A 23712-nucleotide genomic window follows, 5' to 3' on the forward strand; every position below is an offset into this window, starting at 1 on the left:
TTCTTTTCTATTGTCCCATATTTGTTTATGTAAACAAATGAGAAATTTCACAGATGTCTCAAAAAACGAGCGACCTCCACAAAATGCCTTCCGTCGCTTGATAAATATCAGCAAACTGATGAAAAGGCAAAGGGTTTTTTCCCTTTCCAAGTTCAACGGTATAGCCCTCTTTTCCGTATTGCTGTATAAACCAATCCCTAAAACCGGCATGGCTGTCAATGGTTTTTACACCTTGATAGCGGTTTCCGCTTATCTCTTCAAACTCCCGGATGACCTGAGCGGATTGTTCCGGTTCATATCCTTCATATCCCCAATAAATCTCTTGTCCCTGCGTATGAAGAGCGATCACCCTGTCAGGCGGCTGTTCGGTTATCAGCCGGTGCATCGCCTGCGCTTCCGGTTCAGTGAGCGGCGCCATGCCCGGAAAATCCCGGTACGAAGGGGCTTTCGGTTTGCGCCTCTGTTCAATGTCCCAATTGGACGGGAAATGTTTATTTAAATCAACGCCGTTTATATTCGCCTTCCATTCGCGGAAATCCGGGCGGTACTCATTTAATTCATTGAGAAATTCACTTTTTTCTGATAAATCTTCACATCCGTAAAGGACGAGATCAACACCGTCGGGATTTACGAGCGGAACGAATGACAGTGATGTCCGGCTGAATATATCAAGCGCGGAATACCCAAAAACCGTCTTATTTTTGCATAACGCCGCGCAATATTCTTTACACCATTTTAGCGCAACCGAGGTGGTGATCCATTCATTGGCATGAAAAGAGGCGTTTACATGCACTTTTCTTTCGGCTGTATCCTCACCTATTGTCAGCTCATAAAGCGGTTTTCCCAACACGGAACTGCCGATTTTACGGCACATGACAAATGGAAAGACATCCGTTATTTTCTCAATTTCTTCAAAAACCGATTGAGCGCCGTACACTTTTTCTTCCTTCACCCATTGATCACTGGAAAGAACGCTTTTACAGCGCCGGATGTATTGCGAAAGCCCGCTCAGCGTCCCGATCGGACCCTCTGACTGCCCGCTCACGACAAAGCCGGGACAAAATAATTCCTCGCTTTTCGCCGTTTTATTGGCGTCTTTCAACAGTTTTTCATCAATTGAAAGCACCTTTGCGACAGCTTTCATATGCTGTTTCATTTCAGGTGTGACACGAATTCCCGCCATGTTCATCCCCCTTTTTAAAAAACTATATGACATGGGAGGTAAAAAAAGAAAGCCGCCCGCTATATGGGCAGGCAGACTTTCTCTAGCAGTTTTGATATTTAAGCCATTCATTTTTGGCAATCCACGCCCCGCCGATGACTCCGGCGTCATTTCCAAGTGCCGCAATCGAAATATCGGCCGCTTCCGCAGAACGCGGGAACGCGGTGATTTTGAAGGTCTCTTCCACTTTTGACCGCAGTATTTCTCCTGCTTTCGAGACGCCTCCGCCGAGCACGATTTTAGTCGGGTTCATGGCGCTTGCCAGGTTTCCGAGCACAAGGCCTAAATGTTTTGCGACATAATCGACGACTTCCAGCGCTGTCTTATCCTGCTGTTTTGCCGCTTCGAACACGTCACGTGCCGTGAGATCGCGCACTTGCAGGAGCGAAGAGTCGGAAACCGCTGCAAGCTTTTCTTTCGCGATGCGGACGATGCCGGTTGCTGACGCAATCGTTTCAATACAGCCGGATTTTCCGCAGTTGCACGGAGCCCCGCCTTCCGGGATACTGCAAATATGACCGATTTCTCCGCCTGCCCCGTTTTTACCGTGAACGATTTCTCCGTTGACGATGATGCCCCCGCCGACTCCGGTTCCAAGCGTCACTAAAATGACATCTTTAGCTCCGTCGCCTGCACCTTTCCACATTTCTCCGAGCGCCGCGATATTGGCATCGTTTTCAATGACGGCCGGAATACCCGTTTCCGCCTCGAGATGGTCTTTCAAGGGATAGTTTTTCCACCCCAGATTTGTCGTCTCATAAACCATCCCCGTCGCCATTTCCACGGGTCCGGGCGCTCCCATGCCGATCCATTTTACGATCCGTTTCGGCTTATTCAATTCTTCGAGTTTCTGGTCAAGTGCTTTAGCGATCGTGACCGTAATTGTGTTTCCTGATTTATCGGTCGGAACCTCCCATTTGTGCTGAATTTCACCGTACATGTTGATAAAGGCCAGCTTGATGGTTGTTCCGCCAAGATCAATCCCCGCAAACCATGTCTCTTCCATAATGATCTCCTTTTCTTATTAAATCCTGCTGTTGGACCTTCCTTTAATCCGCTCTGATTCCTGTTGAAGAACTCCGGCGGCTTTCAGCCATAATTCTCTTTCAATCACGTTTGACAAGTACATCTCCTTTAATTCATCTTTCATAAAGTCAATTTCGGCTTGTCTGTCACCGAAATAAACGATATGGCCGAATGACTTAAACAGCTGCTGCACGTCATAAAATGAATTCATCTTCTTCACCATTTCTACTCTTCTTATGAGTATAAGCGTATTTCATCTCTGAAGCGGGAGTCAAGCAAAAAACGATTGGAGAAAATATCCTAGCGGCATTTTGATAAAATGTATATTCATAATTGTAAAAAAACTCTCATTTATGCGTTTTTCTGTTACAATACTTTCGTGCCCAAAAGCACAAAAGGATTAAAGTTTGATGGGGTGTTGTTTTGAAACAAGAAAAAAGGATTAAAGTTTGATGGGGTGTTGTTTTGAAACAAGAAAAAAGGCTGACGTTCATCTCAGCCATCAGTTTATTTGTCTTGATGTTAGCAGTCATTATTTCCTGCCTGTTTTTCTTTCATACGGAACCGCATATGCCACTGTTTTTTTGCGTCATTATTCTGGCTCTGGCAGGTTTGTGGCTCGGTTTCTCGTGGGACAGTCTTGAAAAAGGAATTGTCAACGGTTTGAAAAACGGAGTACAGCCGATTATCGTGCTGGCTTTGATCGGTGTGCTGATCGGCGCCTGGATGTACAGCGGTGCCATTCCCGCCGTCACCGTTTACGCTTTATCGATTATACAGCCGAGCCAGCTTCTTTTGACCGCATTATTTTCCTGCATGATCATCAGCACGCTTGTCGGCTCAAGTCTGACAACTGTCAGTACAATCGGCGTCGCGCTGTTAGGGGTAGCAAGCGCGGCGGGTGTTCCGCTCGAATGGACGGCGGGAGCAGTCATTTGCGGGGCTTGTTTCGGTGATAAAATGTCACCGATGTCCGACACGACGAATTTTGCCGCCGGAATCGGCGAAATTCCGATTTTTAAACATATCCGCCATATGATGGGCACGACCGTTCCGGCACTGCTGATTACAATCGTTCTCTTTTATATTCTCGGTTCATCCGTTTCAATAAATGCCGCTTCAACGCAAAATATTGAGGCGGTCATTTCCGGAATTAAACAGGCCGTACACGTTACGCCTTGGTCGCTTCTTTCACCTCTGTTGGTAATCATTCTGGCGGTCAGACGGGTTTCCGTTATTCCGGTGCTTACCGCCGGGATTATTTCCGCAGGGATTCTGACGGCTTTTTTCATTCCTGGCAGCAGCGTTCAAGGATTTATTTCTGCCCTGCAAAGCGGCACGGCATTTAAAACCGGCGATGAGGCTGTAGCCAGCATTATCAACAGAGGCGGGCTCCAATCCATGATGGGTTCCGTCTCTCTGATCATGATTGCCTTTGCGCTCGGCGGCCTGATGGAAAAAACAGGACTGATCGCAGCGCTGCTTCAAGGATTGATAAAAGGTGTGCATACGAAAGGACGTCTTGTCTTGGCGACCGTCTTCTCAAGCATAGGCGTAAATCTCGCGACAGGCGAGCAGTACTTGTCAATTTTAATTCCTGGTCAGTCCTATAAACCTTTATATGACAGGCTCAGCATTAAGCGGATTCACCTTGCGCGGTCGCTGGAGGACGGCGGAACATTGATCAATCCGCTGATTCCATGGGGAGTAAGCGGCGCTTTTATGGCAAGCGCATTAGGGGTTCCCGTCATCGACTACCTGCCGTTTACCTTTTTCCTGTACATTTCTCCGATGATCTCAATCCTGCTTGGTTTCCTGAAAAAAAACTGACAATCCGAAGACACCTGCCGTCTTTTTCCCGGCAGGTTTTTTCATGCAAAAAATCCCGCTGAAGAAACGGGATTTGTTTAAAATGCCTGCTGAATGAACTTATTTCTGATAAACGGTATTTTTAAAAAGAAATGAATAAACGACCGTCTGATCCCCGGCTGGCTGAGCACGCTGTTCATCAGACGGTAGCGGTTTTGGTAAACGGCTAAAACAGATACGGCGCATAGTGAGTAGATCAACAATTTTTTCATCTTATCCCTCCTGCCCCTATCGTTTGTCAAACAGCGAAAATTATTCCGGTGCAAGACGTTTTTTATGCGATTAAGCGATGATTTCAGATTCAGTCACGATCGTATCGACCGGAATATCGTGGGGCATGCGGGGAATGCGGTCCGTCAGCTGGCAGTCAAAGAGAAGCGACACGGTACGGCCGGCATAGCCGGTCAGGAACCTGTCATAATATCCTCCGCCGTATCCGATTCTGAAGCCTTCCCGGTCAAAAGCTACACCTGGCACAAGTACAAGATCAATGTCTTTTTGGGCCACTTTTTCCGTCAGGCTTTCGATCGGTTCACTAAGGCCAGCATATACGGTTTCCAGTTGATCATCCCCAGAAAATGTACGGAACTCCATTGCGCCCGTTTTCGGGAAGCATTTCGGGATACAGACTTGTTTTCCCTCTTTCCAAGCTTGTTCAATAATCGGCCGTGTCGGGATTTCCAAGCGTTTCGAGACGGTAACGGCGATCATGCGGGCTTGTTTCCATTCCTTTAAAGAAAACAGCGTTTCACGCATGCTGCGGCATTTTGCCTCCCATTCACTTTCTGTTATAGCAGAAAGCTTTGCTTTTATATCGGTTCTGATTTGTGCTTTCACGTTCCTCAAACCTCCCTGAAAGACAAAAAAGCCAGAACTTTATTGAAAGCTCCAGCTTTTTTCCGCCGTTTTAAACAGCTTATTTTGTTTCACGGTGTAACGTAGATTTTTTATCACGTGGGCAATATTTTTTAAATTCAACGCGGTCCGGATTGTTGCGTTTGTTCTTTTTAGAAATATAGTTACGCTCACCACATTCAGTGCAAGCCAAAGTAATATTAACGCGCATTATTTTCCCTCCAAACTAAATATCATTTACTTATTCAGACTTATATATAATACCACTATAATGGACGGAATGCTAGAGCTGATTTACATGAAATGTTGTTTAAGTGCAGAAAACATCAGTTTATGCTTCTGATCGCCTGAATGAGCTTGCGCAAGACAGATACAAAATATGACGAAACAGGACAAAAAAGGACATTCTCATGCGAAATCTATAGAGAAATATCCGTTTGCTCCCCGAATAAACAAGATTTCCCGACAAAATTCCGTTTTTTTCTCTATTTCCTTTAGAATGGCGGCGTTTTATGGTATAAAAAAGAAGGGCAAATTAATAATAGAAGGTGATGAAACGTGGAAATTGCTATTATTGCGTTGTTTATCGTCAGTATAGCGCTTATTGCATTCTCATATTCTCAAAGAGATCCGATGAAAGACGTGGAACAGGAGCTTGAAACGCTTCAGCTTTCCGCCATGCAGGAAATTTACAAGTTAAAAAAGAAAATGACGGTGCTTGAAGAAGAATTGCTGGAAACCAACCTCGTGATCCGCAAAGCCAAAAGCAGCGGCATTAACCAAAAAATCGCCAAACAAATCATTTCAAAATATAACAACGGGATGTCTGCCGAAGCCATCGCAAAAGCAGAGCACGTGTCTGTCGAGGACGTCAATACCATTATTAAAGATAATGAGAAGGTGCTCGTATGACAAAACGGGGCATTCAGGCTTTTGCAGCAGGCATGATTTTAGCGACGGCCGTCCTCGCCGCTGTCTTTTATTTGACTGACCATGACCAGGCAGCTGCCGTTAAAACTGAAAAAACAGCATTAACAGAAAAAGAAGTAAACAGCTACCTCGACTCCCAGCAAAAAGTCTCCGTCAAACGGGATGACTATCAAAAACTGCTTGACTCTAAAGAAAAATCGCTGAGCAACGATCAAAACTCAGACGCCAAAAAGAAAAAGGTAACATATAAACTGACGATTAAAGACGGAATGAGCACTGCTGATGTGTCATCCATTCTTGAAAAAGAAGGGATTATTCCTTCAGCGAAGGACTTTAATGATTACGTAATTGACGCTGGCTACCACAAAGAAATCCGTGCCGGCCATTTCAAAGTCGACTCAGATATGAGCTTTAAGAAAATCGTCAAAACATTAACCCGCTAAAAAAGCTTGCAGGCATCGTCCATTCAGATGGATACGGCCGGCAGGCTTTTTTAATGAGCAATATAAAACGGACCCGGTCTATGGCCGGGCCCGTTTTTTTATCCGAATTTTCCGCTGATATAGTCATGCGTTTTTTGGTGATCCGGCTGTGAAAAGATTTTTCCCGTATCACCCCACTCTACCAGTTCGCCCATATAGAAAAACGCGGTTTGGTCAGAGACCCTTGCAGCCTGCTGCATATTGTGCGTCACAATGACAATCGTGTACTTTTCTTTCAAAGTCAAAATAAGCTCTTCTATTTTCCGGGTGGACACGGGGTCGAGGGCAGACGTCGGTTCATCCATCAGAAGGACGTCCGGTTTTGTGGCGAGCGCCCTTGCGATGCACAGCCGCTGCTGCTGGCCGCCCGACAGTGAAAGCGCCTGCTGGTGAAGACGATCCTTCACTTCATCCCAGAGCGCCGCGGCCTTTAAAGATTCCTCAGCGATTTCAAGCAGTTTCTTTTTATTTTTTTCGCCATGTATTCTCGGGCCGTAGACGACATTTTCAAATATGGACTGCGGAAACGGATTGCCTTTTTGAAACACCATACCGATCTGTTTTCTTAATTCTGCCGCATCCGTCTTCTCCTTCAGCAGATTGCGTCCGTTATAGATCATGTCACCTGTCACTTTGACATTCGGAGCCATTTGCAGCATTAAGTTTAATGTTTTAATAAAAGTGGATTTACCGCAGCCGGACGGACCGATGATGGCAGTTACTTTCCGCTCCTCAAATCCGATCGTGATGTCTTTTAAAGCTTGATGAGCCCCGTACCATACGTTCATGCCGTGAATATCAAATAAATTCTGTGTGTGCACCGCTTCTTTCACAACGCTCACGGTCCTTCCCCCTATCCGAACTTTCCGTTAATGTAGTCATCTGTCTTTTGCTCCTTGGGACTCGTAAAAATCTGTTCTGTCTGCCCGTATTCCACTACTTCTCCGTTTAAAAAGAATGCCGTGCGGTCAGACACCCTCAGGGCCTGCTGCATGTTATGCGTAACGATAATAATAGAATAATCTTTCTTCAGTTCTGTCAGCAGCGTCTCGATTCTGGCGTTTGAAATGGGGTCCAGAGCTGAGGCCGGCTCATCTAAAAGAAGCACGGCGGGTTTCATCGCAAGCGTACGGGCGATGCATAGACGCTGCTGCTGGCCGCCTGATAACGAAAGAGCCGATGAATGAAGCCGGTCTTTGACTTCATCCCAAAGCGCCGCCTTCGTTAAACTTTCTTCTACCGCTTCGTCCAAAACGGCTTTTCTGCGTTCACCCGCATACTTGAGCGCATGTGTGATGTTATTGTAAATGGATTTCGGGAACGGATTCGGTTTTTGAAACACCATACCGATCTCCCTTCTGAGAGACACGACATTAATCTCATCTCCCAGAATATTCAGTCCTTCATAAAGGATGTCCCCCTCGCTTCTCGCAGAAGGGATGGCATCATTCATTCTGTTAATCTGTCTCAGAAATGTTGATTTTCCGCAGCCGGACGGACCGATCAGAGCCGTCACCGCATGTTTTTCAATATCCATGTTTACATGTTTAACCGCTTGTTTGTCACCGTAATAAATTGATAAATCATTCACTTCCAAAATCGAAGACTCCGGCGATCGCTTTGTCTGTTCGGATTGTTCCCTGACGATGTGATCTATCATGTTTTCGCCTCTTTTCGATTAATTTGCCGTAAGCTTTTTATAAATGGCAGATCCGAGCCATCTTGCACAAAGGTTAAACAAGAGCACCGAGATCACCAGCACTGCCGAGCCGCCGTTTGCAATCGCTTCTGCATCGGGAATGATTCCCTGCGTATTGACACTCCATATATGAACCGCCAGCGTTTCAGCCGGCCTGAAAATGTTTAAAGGAGAGGCTTCCGAAAACGGGTTCAAATCCGTAAAGTTCAGCCGCGGCGTTGTCAGCCCCGCTGTAAATAACAATGCCGCCGCTTCTCCGAATACTCTTCCTGATGCCAAAATGGCGCCGGTTAAAATCGAAGGAATCGCACTCGGAATCAGCACGGTTTTGACGGTATACCATCTCGATACGCCTAAAGCGAGAGAAGCTTCTTTCAGCTCCTTAGGAACTGCGGTGAGCGCGCCTTCTGTCACCCGGACCATTACGGGAAGATTAAAGACCGTTAATGCGAGCGCGCCCCCGATAATCGTGTAGCCCCATCCGGTCAGGTTCACAAACATCAGCATGCCGAACATCCCGATAACAATCGACGGAAGCGACGACAGAACTTCAATACACGTTCTGATAAAATCTGTGACTTTATTTTGCGGCGCATATTCAGCCATAAAGACGCCGCCCCCCACACCAAGCGGTATCGTGATCAGCATGGTGATAAACAGAATGTAAAAGGAGTTAAAAAGCTGATCCCGTATCCCGCCGCCGGACGCGATGGCGCTCGATTTTGACGTAAGAAAATGCAAGGTGATTTCAGAGACGCCGTGAATCAGAATATACAAAAACAATCCTGCCAAAATCGCCGCGATCACAGCGGCGCATAAACCGAATACACCGGTGGCCAATTTATCCGTTATTTTCCGGTTCATTACACTTTCCTCCTAGATGACAAGTAGCGTATGAGCAATATAAACAGAAACGACATAATGAGAAGAACAAGCCCCATCGACCATAACGTATTATTTTCAATACTGCCGTATGTGGTATGGCCCATGTTTAAGGTGATAATCGTCGTTAATGTTCCCGCCGTATCAAGCAAGCTTTCCGGCAGAAGCTTTGTATTTCCGATAACCATCTGTACGGCGAGAGCTTCTCCGAACGCTCTTGCCATCCCGAGCACGACAGCGGTCAGCAATGTCGGAAACGCCGCCGGGATGAGCACCTTCCTGATTGTCTGCCATCTCGTCGCACCAAGCGCATATGAACCGTCGCGAAGGTGTTTCGGAAGTGACGCAAGCGCATCAGCGGAAATCGACGTAATGGTCGGCAGAATCATAACCGATAGCACGATCGTTCCCGCCAGAAGGCTGTGACCCGTTCCGCTTGATTTAAAAGAGCCAATAAACGGAACCAATACTGTAAGACCTATGAATCCATAAACGACGGACGGAATGCCGACAAGCAGCTCAATTACCGGCTGCAGTACCTTTTTCCCCCAAGTCGGCGCAATTTCCGTCATAAACACAGCACCCGCGATACCGAGGGGTGCTGCGATCAAAGCGGAAAGAACCGTGACCGCAAATGATCCGAAAATAAAAGGCAGCGCGCCGAACTCAGGCTTTGCCTGGGTTGGATTCCAATTCAGACTTGTTAAGAACTCAATCGGGCTTACACCATTTACAAAAAAAGATTGCAGCCCCTTAATGCCGAGAAAGATTGTGATCGCCGCTGATGCCGCAATGATAATCGCCGCACAGACAGACACAATCACTCTTCCGCGGACTTCATCCAATTGCCTGTTTTGTTTTGAGCTTATTAAGCGTTCGCTTACAGACTCTTTTTCTCTGTGATTTATCATTTGTTTACACTCCTATAAAGAAGAAGAGGCGGGGAGCCCGCCCTCCCCTCAGCTTTGCTTGCCGTTTGCGTCACGTGTGACTTTCATATCAGAGATCGGAATGTAGCCCTGATCTTTTACGATACTTTTCTGAACATCATCACTGTTCAAATAGTCAAGAAATGTTTTTGCCAGGCCTGACGCGTCACCTTTCGTATAAGAGTGCTCGTAAGCCCAAATCGGATATTCGCCTGTGACGACATTTTTCTCTTCCGGTTTGATGCCGCCGATCGATAAAGGCGTTACTTTATCATCGTTTATATAAGAGAATGCCAGATAACCGATTGCTCCCGGTGTTTCCGCAATGATTTTTTTGACTGTATTGGAGGAATCCTCCGTGATGCCCTCAGCCGGCTCTGCTCCGTCAAGAGCGTATTTGACGAATGTAGCGCGTGTTCCTGATGAATCAGGACGGTTCACGAGAGTAATCTTTTGATCTTTCCCGCCAAGCTCTTTCCAGTTTTTGATTTTGCCTGTAAAGACGTCTGCCAGCTGTTTTTTGGTTATATCCTTCACACCCGCACCCGGGTTAACCGCAGCTGCCATCGCTACTACCGCTACACGGTGATCTTTTAGGGCTTTCGCATCAATGCCTTCTTTTTCTTCGGCAAAGACATCTGAGTTGCCGATTTGCACTGCGCCTTCAGACACTTGCGAAAGACCTGTTCCTGAACCTCCCGCTTGTACCTGCACATCAGCATCCGGATGTTTTTCCATAAACTTTTCCGCCGCTGCCAGTACTAACGGCTGCATGGCTGATGAACCAGAAATGGTTAAAGAACCTGATGCTTTTTTATCCTCACTTGCAGATTGGCCGTCCGTCTTGCCGCTTTCCTTTGCATTTCCGCATGCTGCAGCAACGATCATAACAGCAGCCATCAGAAGCGTAAGCATCCATTTGTTTTTTTTCATTTCCTGAATTCCCCCTGCGTTTAATGTGTAATTTGTCCTACACGTATAGAGTAAAGGGTTCGTGTAAAATGCGTATAAATCAAATGTTAAGGTTTTGTAAATCCGGATGTTTTTTTGTATAAAAAAAACGCCCACAAGTTGTGAGCGTTTTTTCTATCAGTTATTTGTATTGCCGTTTTCAGCGTCTTTCTGGATTTTATCTTCGTTTTTCTGCTTCGTATTATTTTCTTCTTGCTTCTTTTTCAGCTCGAAGTATTTGTCTAGTACCGCTTCCCCAATGTCATTGGTGATAGAATATCTGTCATTGTAATTTTCGTAAGCCCATGGAACTACGACCGAAATGGCAACTTCAGGATGATCTGCAGGCGCATAAGCTACAAGTGTTGTGTTGTAAGTAGACGCGCCGGTTCTTGATTTTATAGGACCATCATAGAAGGCCTGTGCGGTTCCCGTTTTACCAGCAGGGTTATAACTTTTATTAGCAAAATTTGCTCTTGCAGTACCTTGAGCGCCTTGCATAACAAGCTTAAAACCTTGCTGAACACGTTTAATTTCACTTTCCGTCATATCGAGGCGGTTCATTACTTCCGGGTTAACCGATTCAACAACGGCTCCGATACCTTTTTTAGAATCAGGCTTTCGTACTTCTTTTACGATTTGAGGTTTCATACGAAAGCCTCCATTGGCAATGGTCGATACATACTGAGCCATTTGAAGCGGTGTATATGTGTCAAATTGTCCGATCGCAAAGTCAAGCAGGAACCCTGACTGTCTTTTAGTTCCCACATATCCTGTCGCTTCATTCGGAAGATCAATGCCCGTTTTTACACCTAAACCGAATTCACTGAAGTAATAACGAAATTTATCGAATGCGCTGTAATCAAGCGGCAATGAATGCCCCGATATATATTTACCCTTACCAATCGCAATCGCAGTTTTAAACATATATACGTTAGAGGAACGCTCAAGAGCTGTTAAATCATTTATCGGTCCCATCACACTTACCGACTTTTTAGGAGGGGAATCTTTAATATTCAAAACTTCGTCCGTAAAGATATTCCCGATTTTTATAGCACCTGTCTGATAACCAGTTAACAGCGTTGCTCCTTTTACAGCTGAACCCATGTTATAAGAAGACGTCATTGTTCCTAGTGCATAATCATCAATTTTATATTTACCGTTTACTTGTTTAATTTGTTTGCCCGCCATTGTAAGCACTTCTCCGTTGCGCGGGTCCATCATTACGACAAATGCCCTGTCAAGCAGCTGTGTACTTGGTCTTGCCTTTGCCGCTCTTAAATTTTTCTCAATAATTTTTTCAACGTCTTTTTGCAATTCGGTATCTATGGTGAGCACTAAATCGTCACCGGCTTTACCTTTTGTAACCGTTTCAGTATCTGTCACGTTTCCAGAGGAGTCAGTTACGTTTCTCACTTTTTCTTTTTGTCCCTGGAGCAGATTTTCATATTGATACTCTAAATAACTTTTTCCAACCCTGTCATTCCTGCTATAGCCTAGCGACAAATAATGTTCAAGAAGGTTTGAAGGGAGCCCTTCATTGGAACTCGAGACACTGCCGAGAACTGATTTTAATAATCCTTTATTTGGATAAGACCGTTCCCAGTCAGACGTCACGTCAACCCCCGGCAGTTCATCTAAATGTTCGCTGACGACGGCCATTTCTTTAGCCGACACACCTTCATTTTTGATGTATTGAGGAGTCAGTGAGTAGCCTGAATCCATCTGCCTTTTGATCGCAAGGACCTGCATATCTTTTGAAGTGAGTTCGTTCAGCTGTTTGTCCGTGATCCGTTTCAGCTGAAGCTGGTATAAATCATCGTCAGACAGCTTTTTGTCCTCAGCTTTTTGCTTTTCTTTTGCCGTAATCAGTTTTTTTGCCTCATCAGGCCTCGTTAACATCCAATAGTCTTTTTTGTCCCGTTCAGTCACCTTTTTGGTGCTTACCTTAATCATACCAGACAATTTTTTTGCGATTTTTAAACGCTGCGCCTGGGTGGTTGAGGCTGAACGTGTATATGTAATCGCATTTAATGCTTTATTCGTTACGATGGGATTAAGGTTCCGGTCGTATATTTTCCCTCTCGGAACCGCCGTGCTGACATCAGACTCCTCTTGCTTGTTGGCGGCGTTTTTATAGTCATCACCCTGAACGATCTGCTTGATGCCAAGCTCGACGATAATCCACGTAAAAATAAGAAACGCGGCCAAAAACAAAAAATTAAGCCGGATCGGCAGTGATTTTTTCTTTTCTTTGTTTACTGCTATTTTCTTTTTATTTCTCCTCATGACATCACCTTTTCTTATTTACAGAAAGAAATGACACCCTCTTTTCAGGTGCCATTTTTCATTCTAAAGGTTTTTTCGATATTTTTCTACAGATAACCCTTTTATCTTTCTCCTTTTATAAAATTCGGTTCAGCCGCCCGTTTTTGTCGGTCTTCTTCCACTGTTTCATCAGAAGTTTCCGCATCCAGTTTAATGTCTTTTATAAAGTAATAAATCAGCGGATGGCCGGCTCCGAGCAGCACGAGCGCCGTCGGTATTCCCACTTTTTCCTTCAGCAATGTAACGATCAAAAGGAAGCACAGGATGGAAACGATCCGGCCTGCATTTAAAAACAATTCCCTGAGCACAATGTATTCAATTCTGGCCTTTCTGGCAAGCCGCGCCCGGCCTATCACATCATATGTAAGCGAGACATACGGCACAAGCAGAACGGGATAGCCGATGGCAATAAACACTCCGTACATAAGAAGCGTCGTGAAGCTCATATGAAAAATTATGAGAAACAGGGCGCCGTACACAATCAATCCGCCGATAAGAATCGCCTTTTTACGCGCTCTTTTTTTGATGAGCCTTGATGCAAAATAATAGGCAAAAAAAGAAACCGCAGAATTAACGAGGCCGAACGTCCCGAGCGCCAGTTCACTGTTTGTCGCAATGAACACAAATACGCTGATTAAAAAAACAAAAATCCCTTCTCTCAAGCCTTGAAAAAAGTGCGCGTTGGTAATCCGGCGCCAATTCAGATTCGTGTGGCGCTCATCAAAAACTTTTTTCAGCATAAAACGGCCTTTCGACTCCCTCCGTTTCAGAAAAAAGCTCATGACCACGGCGAGAGCAAATAAGCCGAGCGACAGGCTGAAAATGACTGTATAACCCGTATTGTTTTCAAGTCTTGAAATGACATACCCGGCCACAATCGGACCGATCATTCCCGCCGATGAAGACAAGATGCCTAAAAATCCGTTGAAAAAATCTCTCGTTTCAGGTTCCGTTATTTCGAAAGTCAGCACATTAAAAGCCAGCCAGTAAAAGCCGTACCCCACTCCAAGCACGGCCCCTATCAAAACGAGACGGGAAGCCGCATTTTGCCCGGCAAGCAGCACACTTAAATAAAAAGCAGCCAAAAAGATAACCCCGAACCTGAGAATAAACACCCTGTCAATTTTTTTAGCCAGCCGCCCCGCCAGCAGAAAGGTAAACGGCTGCATCGTCACGACCGATAAATTGTATATGGCCAAATCAATAAATTTTCCCGACTGCTTCCACAAATACACGTTGACAAATGTATTTGACAGCGCGATGCCCAAAGAGTAAAGGCCGCCAATCGTCAATAACAGCAGCAGCCCTTTATTTACTTCGATGTCGCCGATAATTTTTTTTATTTTGCTCATCATTGACTCCCCTTTACTACACATTAGTCTGTCTCACTCAAACTGAGATATGTAAAAGGAATCAAAGTCAATAAAAAAACAAGGCCTCCCGCAGGAGACCTTGTGATGATTTAAATCAATTATTTTGCTTCGCTGTAAAGACGGGCAACTTCATCCCAATTCACAACATTCCAGAAAGCTGAAATGTAATCAGGACGGCGGTTTTGGTAGTTCAGGTAGTAAGCGTGCTCCCAAACGTCAAGACCGAGGATAGGCGTTTTGCCTTCTGAAAGCGGTGAATCTTGGTTTGGCGTGCTTGTAATTTCAAGTTTGCCGTTGTTTACAACAAGCCAAGCCCAGCCAGAACCGAAACGGCCGGCAGCTGCTGCAGCGAATTTTTCTTTAAATTGATCGAAGCTTCCGAATGTGCTTTTGATCTCTTCAGCAAGCTCACCAGTCGGTTCGCCTCCGCCGTTCGGAGATAAAAGAGTCCAGAATAAAGAGTGGTTCGCATGTCCGCCGCCATTGTTGCGGACAGCCGTGCGGATATCCTCCGGCACTGCGTTTAAATCAGCAACAAGCTCATCTACGGATTTCTCTGCAAGCGCTGATCCTTCGATCGCTTTGTTCAGGTTTGTAACGTATGTGTTATGGTGCTTCGTATGGTGAATCGTCATCGTTTCCTTATCGATATGCGGTTCTAAAGCATCATAAGCGTAAGGCAATTCTGGAAGTTTGTAAGCCATAATTTTTTTCCTCCTTTAAATATATGTACTGAAATGCCGCTATGCGCGAACTTTTCTAATCTCAATGTAACAAAAGAAAGCATGGTAATCAATGAAAAAGCTCACAATCCGGCGATTCCAGCAGACATACTACACTTTATCCGTTCACAGCCGAAATTAAACCTTCTAAAGCACCGTCCACAAGAAGTATCCGATCATAAAGAGCTGAATGACTCCTTTGGCGACGACGCTTGTTAAAAAGCCGATTAAAGAGCCCAGCCCCACTTTTGCAGCGGATTTAATATCCTTTTGATGAACAAACACCTCAGCGCAGACAGCACCGATAAACGGGCCTAAAATAATGCCTGCCACGGGAATAACAAAAGGCCCGATCAATAACCCGATCGTGCTTCCCCAGATCGCCGCCCTGCTCCCGCCGTACCTTTTAATGCCAAGTAAATTTGACACGTAGTCAGCTGCGAATAAAACGGCCGCAAATACCGCCTCAATGAGCCAGAACAGGTAGGAATACGGGCTGAAGGAAAACAAAAATCCGTAAAGGAGAAAACCAGCCACTATAAAAATAACGCTTGGAATCACCGGATACACCAGACCGATAAAAGCAACGGCGAAGACCGCGATGATAATCACCCAATACAAAACACTCATAACAAAAACACCCTCCTTTGTTTTGCGGAGCGATCACCGCATTCCGCTTTTTTCTTATTATGTATGATTCCTTATCACCGCTTTAAATACTCTCGCTTGTGTTCATCCCCTGTGAACGATACAATAAGCAACATATACCAGTTTAGGCTAGGAAGTGAAGATGTTGAACATATTTACGGCTTTATGGAAAAGTACATACTCTCCGGCAGATATTGCGAAAACACGGTTTCAAGGGATAGGAAAAGCGATCCTTTATGTATTTTTGCTGTCTGTCCTTTTTACGCTGCCGAGCGCTTATTACCTCAGCTCCGGCACCGTAAACTCAATGAACGGTTTCAAAACCGTGTTAGAAAAAGATTTCCCTGATTTCAAAATTTCAAACGGCGAATTGCAGACGAAAGCCTCCGCCTCCAAGGAAACGGAAGCGAACGGGTTTGTCATCGTGTTTGATCCCACTGATGCTTACGGCGCGAAACAAATAGCGGCGAAACAAAACGCGATCGGCATTTTAAAAAATAAAATGGTGCTTGCTGTAGACGGACAGGCGACAGAAATGAATTATTCATTAATGCCTGCTGATATCACAAAAAAAGAAATCATATCAGCTTTAAACCAAAATAAAACGATGATCGTCACCGTCCTTTCCGTTTTGCTTTTCATCATGACGGCAGCCGGCAAATTCATTGAAGTCTCATTTCTCGCCGTCATCGGCCTGATCATAAAAAATGCGCAAAGAAAGACATTGAATTATCAGCAGCTCTGGAAGCTTTCGGCTTATTCCATAACGCTCTCCACCATATTCTTTACGATTATGCGCGCGCTTGTCATTACGGTGCCGAGTGAATTTTTAGTGAATTGGTTTGTAAACTTTATCATCCTTTTCCTCGTCTTAAAAGAGATACCGCCAAGAAAAACAGCTGTGTAAGACTGCCTGAGGCAGTCTTCTTTTTTGTCATGAACAAAATGGGACAAGCATACAATGAAGTAAAAATGTATGCGGGAGGCGGTTGGAATGAAGCGGCTTACTTTTTTATTCGGCAGTTTATTTGTGATATTTATTATCTTTTACGATCTGAAAATCGGGACAATCCCTGCTCAAGACCTTCCTGCATACGCAGCGGCGGCGGCTCAGCCTGCAAAACAGGAAGCATCATACAGAACGGTTACGGTCAAAAAAGGTGATACGGTGATGTCGATAGTCGGCGCACATAAAGCGCCGGAAGATATTGCGCAAGATTTTGAAACGCTGAATCCGAATGTAAAAGCAAACGCCATTCAGGCAGGCACCGCTTATAAATTCCCCGTCTATCGTAATTAAACGTTAATTTCTTGTCAGTTCGGCAAATACACTGTTACAATATAACATGTAAATAGAAGTTGCCTGACATGTAAAAGGCTCTGCCTCAAAAGCGGTAACTACAATTAAGGAGCGATTGACAAGTGAGTGAAATCACACATCGTACAAAAACGCGTCCCGTCAAAGTGGGACCTTTAACAATAGGCGGAAATAACGAAGTCGTCATTCAGAGTATGACGACGACCAAAACACACGACGTAGAAGCAACAGTAGCGGAAATCAACCGATTAGCCGAAGCCGGCTGCCAAATTGTCCGGGTTGCATGCCCTGACGAACGTGCAGCTGACGCGATTGCCGACATCAAAAAAAGGATTTCGATCCCTCTCGTTGTCGATATTCATTTTGATTACAAGCTTGCATTAAAAGCAATTGAGGGCGGCGCCGACAAAATCAGAATCAACCCGGGAAACATCGGCCGACGCGAAAAAGTGGAAGCCGTCGTAAAAGCGGCGAAAGAAAAAGGAATTCCGATCCGGATCGGCGTAAATGCAGGATCATTGGAAAAACGCATTTTGGAAAAGTACGGCTATCCGACTGCTGACGGAATGGTTGAGAGCGCGCTTCATCACATTAAAATCCTGGAAGATCTTGACTTCCACGACATCATTGTCAGCATGAAAGCGTCTGATGTCAATCTCGCCATAGAAGCATACGAAAAAGCGTCAAAAGCATTTGATTATCCGCTCCACCTCGGAATTACAGAATCAGGCACGCTGTTTGCCGGAACGGTAAAAAGCGCGGCCGGACTCGGAGCGATTTTAAGCAAAGGAATCGGAAACACGCTCCGGATCTCTTTGAGCGCTGACCCGGTTGAAGAAGTAAAAGTAGCCAGAGAGCTCCTGAAATCGTTCGGTCTCGCTTCAAACGCGGCTACGCTTATTTCATGCCCGACATGCGGACGGATCGAAATTGATCTCATCAGCATCGCAAACGAGGTGGAAGAATACATTTCAAAAGTAAAAGCGCCGATTAAAGTAGCCGTTCTCGGATGCGCCGTTAACGGACCAGGCGAAGCGAGAGAAGCCGATATCGGTATTGCCGGAGCGCGCGGCGAAGGACTGCTTTTCCGCAAAGGCCAAATCGTCCGCAAAGTCCCTGAAGAAACAATGGTCGAAGAGCTGAAAAAAGAAATCGACAAGCTGGCAGAAGAACACTACGCAAAGCTTGAGGCGGAAAAAGCCAAAGCAGAACAAGACACACAAAAAGCTTGACGGATATTCCGCCAAGCTTTTTGTGTGTTTTAGAAAAACGGTGTAATGAAAATGCCCAGCACAAGGGAAACAATACCGATTCCCATCGCCCATCCGCCTAAAGCGCCTGCTCCTCTTCTTCTGGCGATATAGCCGACGATAATGCCGCATGCCCCTAATAAAACAGGGAGCACAAACAGGGAAATGATAGAAATAGCCAATGCTGCATACCCTATCCCCCGGCCTTCACTTACTCCGTCCCGGTTATCATCGCGGTCTGCTGTCCGGTCAGAAGCGCGATATGGCTCTGCAATTTCAGCCGCTGTTTCTTCTGAATAAACATCACGCGTGATATCCGTTCCTTCCGATCCATGATCCACATAGTAGTCGTTGCCTTTTCGATTTTCGTAATCGTATGCCACCTTCAATTCCCCCTTTTTCTTTTATGAAAGGAGCTTTTTTAGTTTCCGCGTTTTTTACGGAATCATGTTTGCTAAACTTTGCTGGTATTGTTAATTGTTTATGTTACACTTGAAGGGATGAAAATATAGGAGTGTGGACATGTTACGGTTAGGTATAGATATTGACGGCACGGTTACGGCACAGGATACATTTGTCCCTTATTTAAACCGCTCATTTCATCTTTCCATTACTTTGGATGATATGACTGATTATGATCTGACTAAGCTTTTGAACATTACAACCGAGGAATTTTGGGAATGGATGAATGTTCATGAAGCAGTCATATATAAAGAAGCAAAGCTCGCGGAATTTGCCAAGCAAGCGCTGGACGGGCTGAAAGAAGAACATCGTCTCATTTACATAACGGCAAGACGCGGCCACTTAGAAGATGTAACGCTGGACTGGTTTGCAAACCGGGACATTCATTATGATCACATTGAGCTTGTCGGAGGCCATCACAAAGTGGAAGCTGTCAAAAAACACGGCATCGATCTGTTTTTTGAAGATCACCACGGCAACGCGACAATGATCGCAAAAGAAGCGGGCATTCCGGTAATCCTTTTTGATTCCCCTTACAATCAGCTCCCCATCGATTCCAATATTATCAGGGTGCGGAATTGGCTTGAAGCCGTCGCCTGGATCAATAAAAACAAACACAGCCTTCAGCATGTCAAAAGCTGAAAAAAACCTCCTGCTTATGCAGGAGGTTTTTTATCGGCACGCCGGACAGGTGCCGTAAATTTCAAATTTATGACCGCTGATGTCATACCCTTCCAAATTATCGTGAAGCTTATCCATCGGACAGGACTCAATTTCCTTCGTTTTCCCGCAGGTTAAACAGATAAAATGGTGATGGTGGTGGGTATAAGAGCATGTAAAACGGAACAGTTTTTCCCCGGAAAGCTCCGTTGTTTCCAAAATGCCGAGTTCTTCATATAAAGAAAGATTTCTGTATATGGTATCAAAGCTCAGACCCGGGTAGTCGTCATTTAATGCGGCAAGCACGTTTTTGGCGGTCAGATATTTATCAGAATCAGCAAAAAGCTGCAGCATGTCTTCTCGCTTACTCGTATATTTATACCCTTTTTCTTTCAGCAGGTTCAACGCTTCTTGTACGTTCATGAGGACCTCCCCTTTACATCACGGTATCGCTCCAAAAAGAAAATGGCAGCTGTCTGAACAGCAGGCCATTTTCCTATGCTGTATAAAATTATACCTATAAAATGATAAAAAGTAAACGAAAGCCTAGTGAATCGCGGTTTTGAACTTACCGCCCCTCGTTTCATGTGTATTCATGATTGTAATAAATGCGTTTTTATCAATTTCAAACACTATGGATTTCAATTTTGTCACTTCAAGCCTTGTCACGACCGCGTAAATGACTTCTTTGGATTCATCCGTATATCCGCCTTTTCCCTGAAGCTTGGTGGTCCCCCGTCCAAGCCGGTGCAAAATCGCGTCTGAAATTTCCGCGTACTGGTCTGCAACAATAATGACCGCTTTCGTTTCATCAAGACCCTGGATGACGGCGTCAATCGTCTTCATGGCAATATAATAAGTCATGAAAGAATACATCGCCTGCTCCGGCCCGTATACAAAACCGGCCCAAATAAAAATAAACACATTAATGAGCATAACGAATTCTCCGACTGAAAAGGGCAGCTTTTTTGTGAGAAGGATACCGAGGATTTCAGTACCGTCCATCGAGCCTCCGTTTCGGATGACAAGGCCTACCCCGAAACCGAGCAAAAGCCCCCCGAATACCGTCGCCAAAATAGGCTGGGTCGTAATGGCCTCCACATGATGCAATGAGGATTCAATCAGCGCTAAACCGACGATCCCGATAACCGTAGAGATGAGAAATGTTTTTCCGATATATTTATATCCGAAAATCATAAATGGAATGTTGAGTAACACAACGAATAAGGCGAAATTGAGGATGGGATTGGACATAAAGAGGTGGTCTAAAATTAATGAAACACCGATAATTCCTCCGTCGATCACATTATTTGGGACCAAAAACAATTCAATACTTGCGGCGGCTGAGCCCGCTCCGACCAGAATCAAGATGACCCTGAAGATAAAGTGTAAAAATGACTCTCTTTTATGCTGTTTATTTGGGGTCATAAAATCTCCTTTCCTTTAATAACTATTTTAAACAGTAAGCAACTTCATTTTACCATTAAAAGCTGTAACATTTTAATGATTTGCTCAATACATTATATTTAAAGAGGTGAAAGTATCGATGATTTTAATACAAAGAATTATTTTGCAGCGGCTCAATCAAGTCACTCCGGACGATCTGCTGAAATATTCCAAGCAATACGGAATCAGCATTACGAGAAGTCAAGCGGCTGAGGTAGCGGCTCTGATGCACGGTAAAAATATCAATATCTTTGATGAACAGGAGCGGCTGCGCCTGCTGAAAAAAGTGGAAACGATAACCTCAAAAGAAACGGCACGGAAAGTTGACGAACTTTTCAATCAATTCTCAGGGTAAAAAAGGAGGGGTGAATTCCCCTCCTTCTTCTTATTGAGCTAATATTTTTTCAAGAAGCTCCTTATCAAATTGCTTTTCTTTCAGCATTTCGATTTCAAAACGGTATGGCGGCTTCTTATTTTTCTTGTCTTCGCCCACATACGGTGTTTCAAGGATTTTCGGAATTTCGGCCAGCTGCTCATGATGAACAATGTACTGCAGCGCGTTAAAACCGATCTCACCGAACCCGATATTTTCATGACGGTCTTTCCGGGCTCCCCTGATATTTTTACTGTCGTTCACATGAAGGACTTTTATCCGGTCGATGCCGACGATTTTATCAAACTCATTGAGAACACCGTCAAAATCATTGGCAACATCATATCCTGCATCATGCGTATGGCAAGTGTCAAAGCAGACGGAAAGATGTTCATTATGTGTAACGCCCGCAATGATCTCGGCAAGCTCTTCAAAGCTTCTTCCGCATTCTGACCCTTTTCCCGCCATTGTCTCCAGCGCGATCTGCACGCTTTGATCCGGATCAATCACTTCGTTTAATCCTTCAATGATTTTTTTGATGCCCGTTTCAGCCCCGGCACCGACATGCGCCCCTGGATGAAGCACGATCTGTTTCGCGCCGATCGCTGCCGTTCTTTCAATTTCAGAACGGAGAAAATCAACGCCCAGCTCAAACGTTGCCGGATTAGTCGTATTTCCGATGTTAATGATATATGGCGCATGCACGACAATCTCGTCGATGCCGTTTTCCTTCATATGGGCGCGGCCCGCTTCAATATTCAAGTCTTCAATTTTTTTGCGGCGCGTATTTTGGGGAGCGCCCGTATATATCATAAATGTGTTCGCCCCGTACGAAACGGCTTCCTTGCTTGCGGCAAGGAGCATATGTTTTCCGCTCATTGAGACGTGTGAACCTATTTTCAGCAACCCGATTCCCCCTACTTCCCTTTGTTAGATTGGTTTCTTCTCTGTTTTCTTCTGATTTTTTCCATTTCATAGCTCATTTTCTTTTTATAGCCCGGTTTTACTTTTTTCGGCTTTTTCACAAGGCGCTTCGCAATTTGGTCTGCCTCATTTTCCGTCTTTTTACGTTTCTTGCGGCGGTGGCGGTCATCGCCTTTTTTCCATTCTCCGTTTACAAGCTCCGCATAAGCAAACTCAATGCCCATCTTCTCGAGTCTTACGAGCGCATCTTCGTCAGAAAGCTCATAAATGGTCAGTGCTTGGCCTGATGAGCCGGCGCGCGCTGTTCTTCCTACGCGGTGAACATAAAAATCCAGATCGTCCGGAAGCTCGTAGTTGATGACATGGCTTACGCCTTTAATGTCAATTCCTCTTGCCGCAAGGTCTGTCGCAATGACATAAGTGAACTCCAGATCATTAATCTGCTTCATTACCTTTTTACGCTCACGCGGCGTTAATCCCCCGTGCAGAAGGCCGATTCTCATGCCTTTTTCAGTCAGGTATTTCGCAATATGGTCAGCAGTGTTTTTCGTATTTGCAAACACAATGCCCAAATACGGATTCAGATTAGACATCATATCAAAAAGCAGCTTGTCTTTATCACGCTGTTTAGAAGGAACCAAAACATGTTCAATCTTTTCGGCTGTGATTCTTTTCGGCTCAACATGCGCGTATTTCGGATTTTCCATATACTTTTTCAAAAACGGCTTCAGCTTTTCCGGAATCGTAGCTGAGAAAACAAGCATCTGAAGTTCTTCCGGCATACGCGACCCGATGTAATCAACGTCTTCCAAAAACCCCAAATCAAGCATCAGATCAGCTTCGTCAATGACGAGAGACTGCGCTTTATAGACGTTCAATGCCTGCGCCTTAATCAGATCCGCAATCCGGCCCGGAGTTCCGACGACGAGATGAGGCTGTGTTTTCAGCTTATCAATCGATTTTTGCTTGTCCGTTCCGCCGATAAAGCATTTTGTCCGGATCTGCTCGTCTTCTGCACCCTGTGTGATTTTAAGCGCTTCCTGATAAATCTGATTGGCAAGCTCTCTCGTCGGCGCTGTGATAACAGCCTGTACCGTATCAGAACCCGGATCAATCCGATTCAGGATAGGCAATAAATAGGCGTGGGTTTTTCCCGTTCCCGTTTGGGACTGCCCGATGACGCTTTCGTTTTTCAATACAGCAGGTATCAGCCTCTTTTGAATATCTGTCGGTTCATAAAAACCAAGGCGGTGAACTGCATCTATAATAAACGGTTTTAAGTTGTATCCATCAAATTTAGTTTCTTTCATTTTTCCCAGCTCCTTAAAGCGGCACATTCTGTGTCCATCATCACATTATAACC

28 protein-coding genes are annotated in these 23712 nt (G+C 45.0%); 8 read left to right on the forward strand and 20 right to left on the reverse strand.

Annotation, left to right across the window (positions count from 1 at the left end; genetic code table 11):
• Positions 1 to 58: 58 nt before the first annotated feature.
• From MHH91_RS13025 to MHH91_RS13035, 3 genes are all read right to left on the reverse strand, one after another.
• Complete coding sequence (locus tag MHH91_RS13025) at positions 59 to 1183, reverse strand: M14 family metallopeptidase (RefSeq protein WP_013352881.1); 1125 nt, start codon at positions 1181 to 1183, stop codon at positions 59 to 61.
• Between the two features lie 82 nt (positions 1184 to 1265).
• Complete coding sequence (glcK, locus tag MHH91_RS13030; RefSeq protein WP_013352882.1) at positions 1266 to 2228, reverse strand: glucose kinase GlcK; 963 nt, start codon at positions 2226 to 2228, stop codon at positions 1266 to 1268.
• Positions 2229 to 2246: 18 nt separating this feature from the next.
• Positions 2247 to 2471 carry a YqgQ family protein gene (locus tag MHH91_RS13035; protein WP_014470666.1) on the reverse strand — a complete coding sequence of 75 codons (225 nt, stop codon included), beginning with the start codon at positions 2469 to 2471 and terminating at the stop codon, positions 2247 to 2249.
• A gap of 242 nt (positions 2472 to 2713) precedes the next feature.
• Between MHH91_RS13035 and nhaC the strand changes: the two genes are divergently transcribed.
• Positions 2714 to 4078: a Na+/H+ antiporter NhaC gene (gene nhaC, locus MHH91_RS13040; RefSeq protein ID WP_013352884.1), complete on the forward strand. Its 1365-nt coding sequence runs from the start codon at positions 2714 to 2716 to the stop codon at positions 4076 to 4078.
• Positions 4079 to 4155: 77 nt separating this feature from the next.
• On the opposite strand, the gene MHH91_RS13045 is transcribed toward nhaC, so the two are convergent.
• From MHH91_RS13045 to rpmG, 3 genes are all read right to left on the reverse strand, one after another.
• Positions 4156 to 4329: a hypothetical protein gene (locus MHH91_RS13045; protein ID WP_007408311.1), complete on the reverse strand. Its 174-nt coding sequence runs from the start codon at positions 4327 to 4329 to the stop codon at positions 4156 to 4158.
• A 70-nt stretch (positions 4330 to 4399) separates the two neighbouring features.
• Complete coding sequence (locus tag MHH91_RS13050) at positions 4400 to 4954, reverse strand: 5-formyltetrahydrofolate cyclo-ligase (protein ID WP_014470667.1); 555 nt, start codon at positions 4952 to 4954, stop codon at positions 4400 to 4402.
• Between the two features lie 79 nt (positions 4955 to 5033).
• Positions 5034 to 5183, reverse strand: coding sequence for a 50S ribosomal protein L33 (gene rpmG / locus MHH91_RS13055; protein WP_003153056.1), 150 nt, complete (start codon positions 5181 to 5183; stop codon positions 5034 to 5036).
• A gap of 347 nt (positions 5184 to 5530) precedes the next feature.
• Here rpmG and MHH91_RS13060 point away from each other — a divergent pair, with 347 nt between their 5' ends.
• The gene (locus MHH91_RS13060) at positions 5531 to 5884 is read left to right on the forward strand and encodes a hypothetical protein (protein WP_003153047.1); all 354 of its coding nucleotides are present in this window, start codon (positions 5531 to 5533) and stop codon (positions 5882 to 5884) included.
• Complete coding sequence (locus tag MHH91_RS13065; RefSeq protein WP_013352886.1) at positions 5881 to 6345, forward strand: endolytic transglycosylase MltG; 465 nt, start codon at positions 5881 to 5883, stop codon at positions 6343 to 6345. The genes MHH91_RS13060 and MHH91_RS13065 overlap by 4 nt, the downstream gene beginning before the upstream one ends.
• 98 nt (positions 6346 to 6443) lie before the next feature.
• On the opposite strand, the gene pstB (MHH91_RS13070) is transcribed toward MHH91_RS13065, so the two are convergent.
• The 9 genes from pstB (MHH91_RS13070) to MHH91_RS13110 all read right to left on the reverse strand — a co-directional run bounded on the left by pstB (MHH91_RS13070) (position 6444) and on the right by MHH91_RS13110 (position 15898).
• The gene (gene pstB, locus MHH91_RS13070) at positions 6444 to 7226 is read right to left on the reverse strand and encodes a phosphate ABC transporter ATP-binding protein PstB (protein ID WP_013352887.1); all 783 of its coding nucleotides are present in this window, start codon (positions 7224 to 7226) and stop codon (positions 6444 to 6446) included.
• A gap of 11 nt (positions 7227 to 7237) precedes the next feature.
• A complete protein-coding gene (gene pstB, locus MHH91_RS13075; protein ID WP_013352888.1) occupies positions 7238 to 8044 on the reverse strand; it encodes a phosphate ABC transporter ATP-binding protein PstB in 807 nt (268 codons plus the stop codon).
• Between the two features lie 18 nt (positions 8045 to 8062).
• Positions 8063 to 8947 (reverse strand): phosphate ABC transporter permease PstA, encoded by an 885-nt coding sequence (gene pstA, locus MHH91_RS13080; protein WP_013352889.1) that lies wholly within the window; start codon positions 8945 to 8947, stop codon positions 8063 to 8065.
• Positions 8947 to 9876: a phosphate ABC transporter permease subunit PstC gene (pstC, locus tag MHH91_RS13085; protein ID WP_013352890.1), complete on the reverse strand. Its 930-nt coding sequence runs from the start codon at positions 9874 to 9876 to the stop codon at positions 8947 to 8949. The genes pstA and pstC overlap by 1 nt, the downstream gene beginning before the upstream one ends.
• Before the next feature lie 48 nt (positions 9877 to 9924).
• Complete coding sequence (locus tag MHH91_RS13090) at positions 9925 to 10827, reverse strand: phosphate ABC transporter substrate-binding protein (protein WP_013352891.1); 903 nt, start codon at positions 10825 to 10827, stop codon at positions 9925 to 9927.
• Between the two features lie 156 nt (positions 10828 to 10983).
• Positions 10984 to 13134, reverse strand: a complete 2151-nt coding sequence (locus tag MHH91_RS13095) for a peptidoglycan D,D-transpeptidase FtsI family protein (protein WP_013352892.1) — start codon at positions 13132 to 13134, stop codon at positions 10984 to 10986.
• Between the two features lie 101 nt (positions 13135 to 13235).
• Positions 13236 to 14525, reverse strand: a complete 1290-nt coding sequence (locus tag MHH91_RS13100; RefSeq protein WP_013352893.1) for an MFS transporter — start codon at positions 14523 to 14525, stop codon at positions 13236 to 13238.
• 119 nt (positions 14526 to 14644) lie between these two features.
• Positions 14645 to 15250 (reverse strand): superoxide dismutase SodA, encoded by a 606-nt coding sequence (sodA, locus tag MHH91_RS13105; RefSeq protein WP_014470669.1) that lies wholly within the window; start codon positions 15248 to 15250, stop codon positions 14645 to 14647.
• A gap of 165 nt (positions 15251 to 15415) precedes the next feature.
• On the reverse strand, positions 15416 to 15898 hold the full coding sequence (locus MHH91_RS13110; protein WP_013352895.1) for a DUF456 domain-containing protein: 483 nt from the start codon (positions 15896 to 15898) through the stop codon (positions 15416 to 15418).
• A gap of 160 nt (positions 15899 to 16058) precedes the next feature.
• Between MHH91_RS13110 and MHH91_RS13115 the strand changes: the two genes are divergently transcribed.
• The 3 genes from MHH91_RS13115 (at position 16059) to ispG (ending at position 18466) form a co-directional block, all read left to right on the forward strand.
• Entirely contained in the window at positions 16059 to 16823 is a 765-nt protein-coding gene (locus tag MHH91_RS13115; RefSeq protein WP_014472109.1) for a DUF1189 domain-containing protein, read from the forward strand.
• Positions 16824 to 16910: 87 nt separating this feature from the next.
• Positions 16911 to 17216, forward strand: coding sequence for a LysM peptidoglycan-binding domain-containing protein (locus tag MHH91_RS13120; RefSeq protein WP_013352897.1), 306 nt, complete (start codon positions 16911 to 16913; stop codon positions 17214 to 17216).
• Positions 17217 to 17347: 131 nt separating this feature from the next.
• The gene (ispG, locus tag MHH91_RS13125; protein ID WP_182425410.1) at positions 17348 to 18466 is read left to right on the forward strand and encodes a flavodoxin-dependent (E)-4-hydroxy-3-methylbut-2-enyl-diphosphate synthase; all 1119 of its coding nucleotides are present in this window, start codon (positions 17348 to 17350) and stop codon (positions 18464 to 18466) included.
• Between the two features lie 29 nt (positions 18467 to 18495).
• Here the strand turns inward: ispG and MHH91_RS13130 are convergent, their stop codons facing one another.
• On the reverse strand, positions 18496 to 18873 hold the full coding sequence (locus MHH91_RS13130) for a DUF308 domain-containing protein (RefSeq protein WP_088030541.1): 378 nt from the start codon (positions 18871 to 18873) through the stop codon (positions 18496 to 18498).
• Positions 18874 to 19006: 133 nt separating this feature from the next.
• On the opposite strand from MHH91_RS13130, the gene MHH91_RS13135 reads away from it, so the two are divergent.
• Positions 19007 to 19588 carry a nucleotidase gene (locus MHH91_RS13135; RefSeq protein WP_013352900.1) on the forward strand — a complete coding sequence of 194 codons (582 nt, stop codon included), beginning with the start codon at positions 19007 to 19009 and terminating at the stop codon, positions 19586 to 19588.
• A gap of 30 nt (positions 19589 to 19618) precedes the next feature.
• On the opposite strand, the gene MHH91_RS13140 is transcribed toward MHH91_RS13135, so the two are convergent.
• Both MHH91_RS13140 and MHH91_RS13145 read right to left on the reverse strand, forming a co-directional pair.
• Complete coding sequence (locus tag MHH91_RS13140) at positions 19619 to 20029, reverse strand: Fur family transcriptional regulator (RefSeq protein WP_013352901.1); 411 nt, start codon at positions 20027 to 20029, stop codon at positions 19619 to 19621.
• Positions 20030 to 20152: 123 nt separating this feature from the next.
• Positions 20153 to 21034, reverse strand: a complete 882-nt coding sequence (locus MHH91_RS13145; RefSeq protein ID WP_013352902.1) for a YitT family protein — start codon at positions 21032 to 21034, stop codon at positions 20153 to 20155.
• 118 nt (positions 21035 to 21152) lie between these two features.
• On the opposite strand from MHH91_RS13145, the gene MHH91_RS13150 reads away from it, so the two are divergent.
• Complete coding sequence (locus MHH91_RS13150) at positions 21153 to 21407, forward strand: DUF2624 domain-containing protein (RefSeq protein ID WP_014470672.1); 255 nt, start codon at positions 21153 to 21155, stop codon at positions 21405 to 21407.
• A gap of 30 nt (positions 21408 to 21437) precedes the next feature.
• Here MHH91_RS13150 and MHH91_RS13155 read toward each other — a convergent pair whose 3' ends face one another.
• Both MHH91_RS13155 and MHH91_RS13160 read right to left on the reverse strand, forming a co-directional pair.
• Positions 21438 to 22331, reverse strand: coding sequence for a deoxyribonuclease IV (locus MHH91_RS13155; RefSeq protein WP_014470673.1), 894 nt, complete (start codon positions 22329 to 22331; stop codon positions 21438 to 21440).
• A gap of 11 nt (positions 22332 to 22342) precedes the next feature.
• On the reverse strand, positions 22343 to 23659 hold the full coding sequence (locus tag MHH91_RS13160; RefSeq protein WP_013352905.1) for a DEAD/DEAH box helicase: 1317 nt from the start codon (positions 23657 to 23659) through the stop codon (positions 22343 to 22345).
• Positions 23660 to 23712: the final 53 nt, after the last annotated feature.

The sequence above is a fragment of the Bacillus sp. FSL K6-2819 genome, assembly GCF_038008305.1.
In the GTDB taxonomy this organism is placed as follows: Bacteria; Bacillota; Bacilli; order Bacillales; family Bacillaceae; genus Bacillus; species Bacillus amyloliquefaciens.

Excerpts from the sequence above, each read along its gene's own strand:
- MHH91_RS13110 (WP_013352895.1), bottom strand. The coding sequence starts at position 15,898 with ATGAGTGTTTTGTATTGGGTGATTATCATCGCGGTCTTCGCCGTTGCT.
- pstB (WP_013352888.1), bottom strand. The coding sequence starts at position 8,044 with ATGATAGATCACATCGTCAGGGAACAATCCGAACAGACAAAGCGATCG.
- MHH91_RS13145 (WP_013352902.1), bottom strand. The coding sequence starts at position 21,034 with ATGACCCCAAATAAACAGCATAAAAGAGAGTCATTTTTACACTTTATC.
- MHH91_RS13115 (WP_014472109.1), top strand. The coding sequence starts at position 16,059 with ATGTTGAACATATTTACGGCTTTATGGAAAAGTACATACTCTCCGGCA.
- MHH91_RS13140 (WP_013352901.1), bottom strand. The coding sequence starts at position 20,029 with ATGAACGTACAAGAAGCGTTGAACCTGCTGAAAGAAAAAGGGTATAAA.
- MHH91_RS13045 (WP_007408311.1), bottom strand. The coding sequence starts at position 4,329 with ATGAAAAAATTGTTGATCTACTCACTATGCGCCGTATCTGTTTTAGCC.
- MHH91_RS13035 (WP_014470666.1), bottom strand. The coding sequence starts at position 2,471 with ATGGTGAAGAAGATGAATTCATTTTATGACGTGCAGCAGCTGTTTAAG.
- MHH91_RS13095 (WP_013352892.1), bottom strand. The coding sequence starts at position 13,134 with ATGAGGAGAAATAAAAAGAAAATAGCAGTAAACAAAGAAAAGAAAAAA.
- MHH91_RS13160 (WP_013352905.1), bottom strand. The coding sequence starts at position 23,659 with ATGAAAGAAACTAAATTTGATGGATACAACTTAAAACCGTTTATTATA.
- MHH91_RS13120 (WP_013352897.1), top strand. The coding sequence starts at position 16,911 with ATGAAGCGGCTTACTTTTTTATTCGGCAGTTTATTTGTGATATTTATT.
- MHH91_RS13065 (WP_013352886.1), top strand. The coding sequence starts at position 5,881 with ATGACAAAACGGGGCATTCAGGCTTTTGCAGCAGGCATGATTTTAGCG.
- rpmG (WP_003153056.1), bottom strand. The coding sequence starts at position 5,183 with ATGCGCGTTAATATTACTTTGGCTTGCACTGAATGTGGTGAGCGTAAC.
- sodA (WP_014470669.1), bottom strand. The coding sequence starts at position 15,250 with ATGGCTTACAAACTTCCAGAATTGCCTTACGCTTATGATGCTTTAGAA.
- MHH91_RS13150 (WP_014470672.1), top strand. The coding sequence starts at position 21,153 with ATGATTTTAATACAAAGAATTATTTTGCAGCGGCTCAATCAAGTCACT.
- MHH91_RS13135 (WP_013352900.1), top strand. The coding sequence starts at position 19,007 with ATGTTACGGTTAGGTATAGATATTGACGGCACGGTTACGGCACAGGAT.
- MHH91_RS13100 (WP_013352893.1), bottom strand. The coding sequence starts at position 14,525 with ATGAGCAAAATAAAAAAAATTATCGGCGACATCGAAGTAAATAAAGGG.
- MHH91_RS13090 (WP_013352891.1), bottom strand. The coding sequence starts at position 10,827 with ATGAAAAAAAACAAATGGATGCTTACGCTTCTGATGGCTGCTGTTATG.
- MHH91_RS13025 (WP_013352881.1), bottom strand. The coding sequence starts at position 1,183 with ATGGCGGGAATTCGTGTCACACCTGAAATGAAACAGCATATGAAAGCT.
- glcK (WP_013352882.1), bottom strand. The coding sequence starts at position 2,228 with ATGGAAGAGACATGGTTTGCGGGGATTGATCTTGGCGGAACAACCATC.
- pstA (WP_013352889.1), bottom strand. The coding sequence starts at position 8,947 with ATGAACCGGAAAATAACGGATAAATTGGCCACCGGTGTATTCGGTTTA.
- pstC (WP_013352890.1), bottom strand. The coding sequence starts at position 9,876 with ATGATAAATCACAGAGAAAAAGAGTCTGTAAGCGAACGCTTAATAAGC.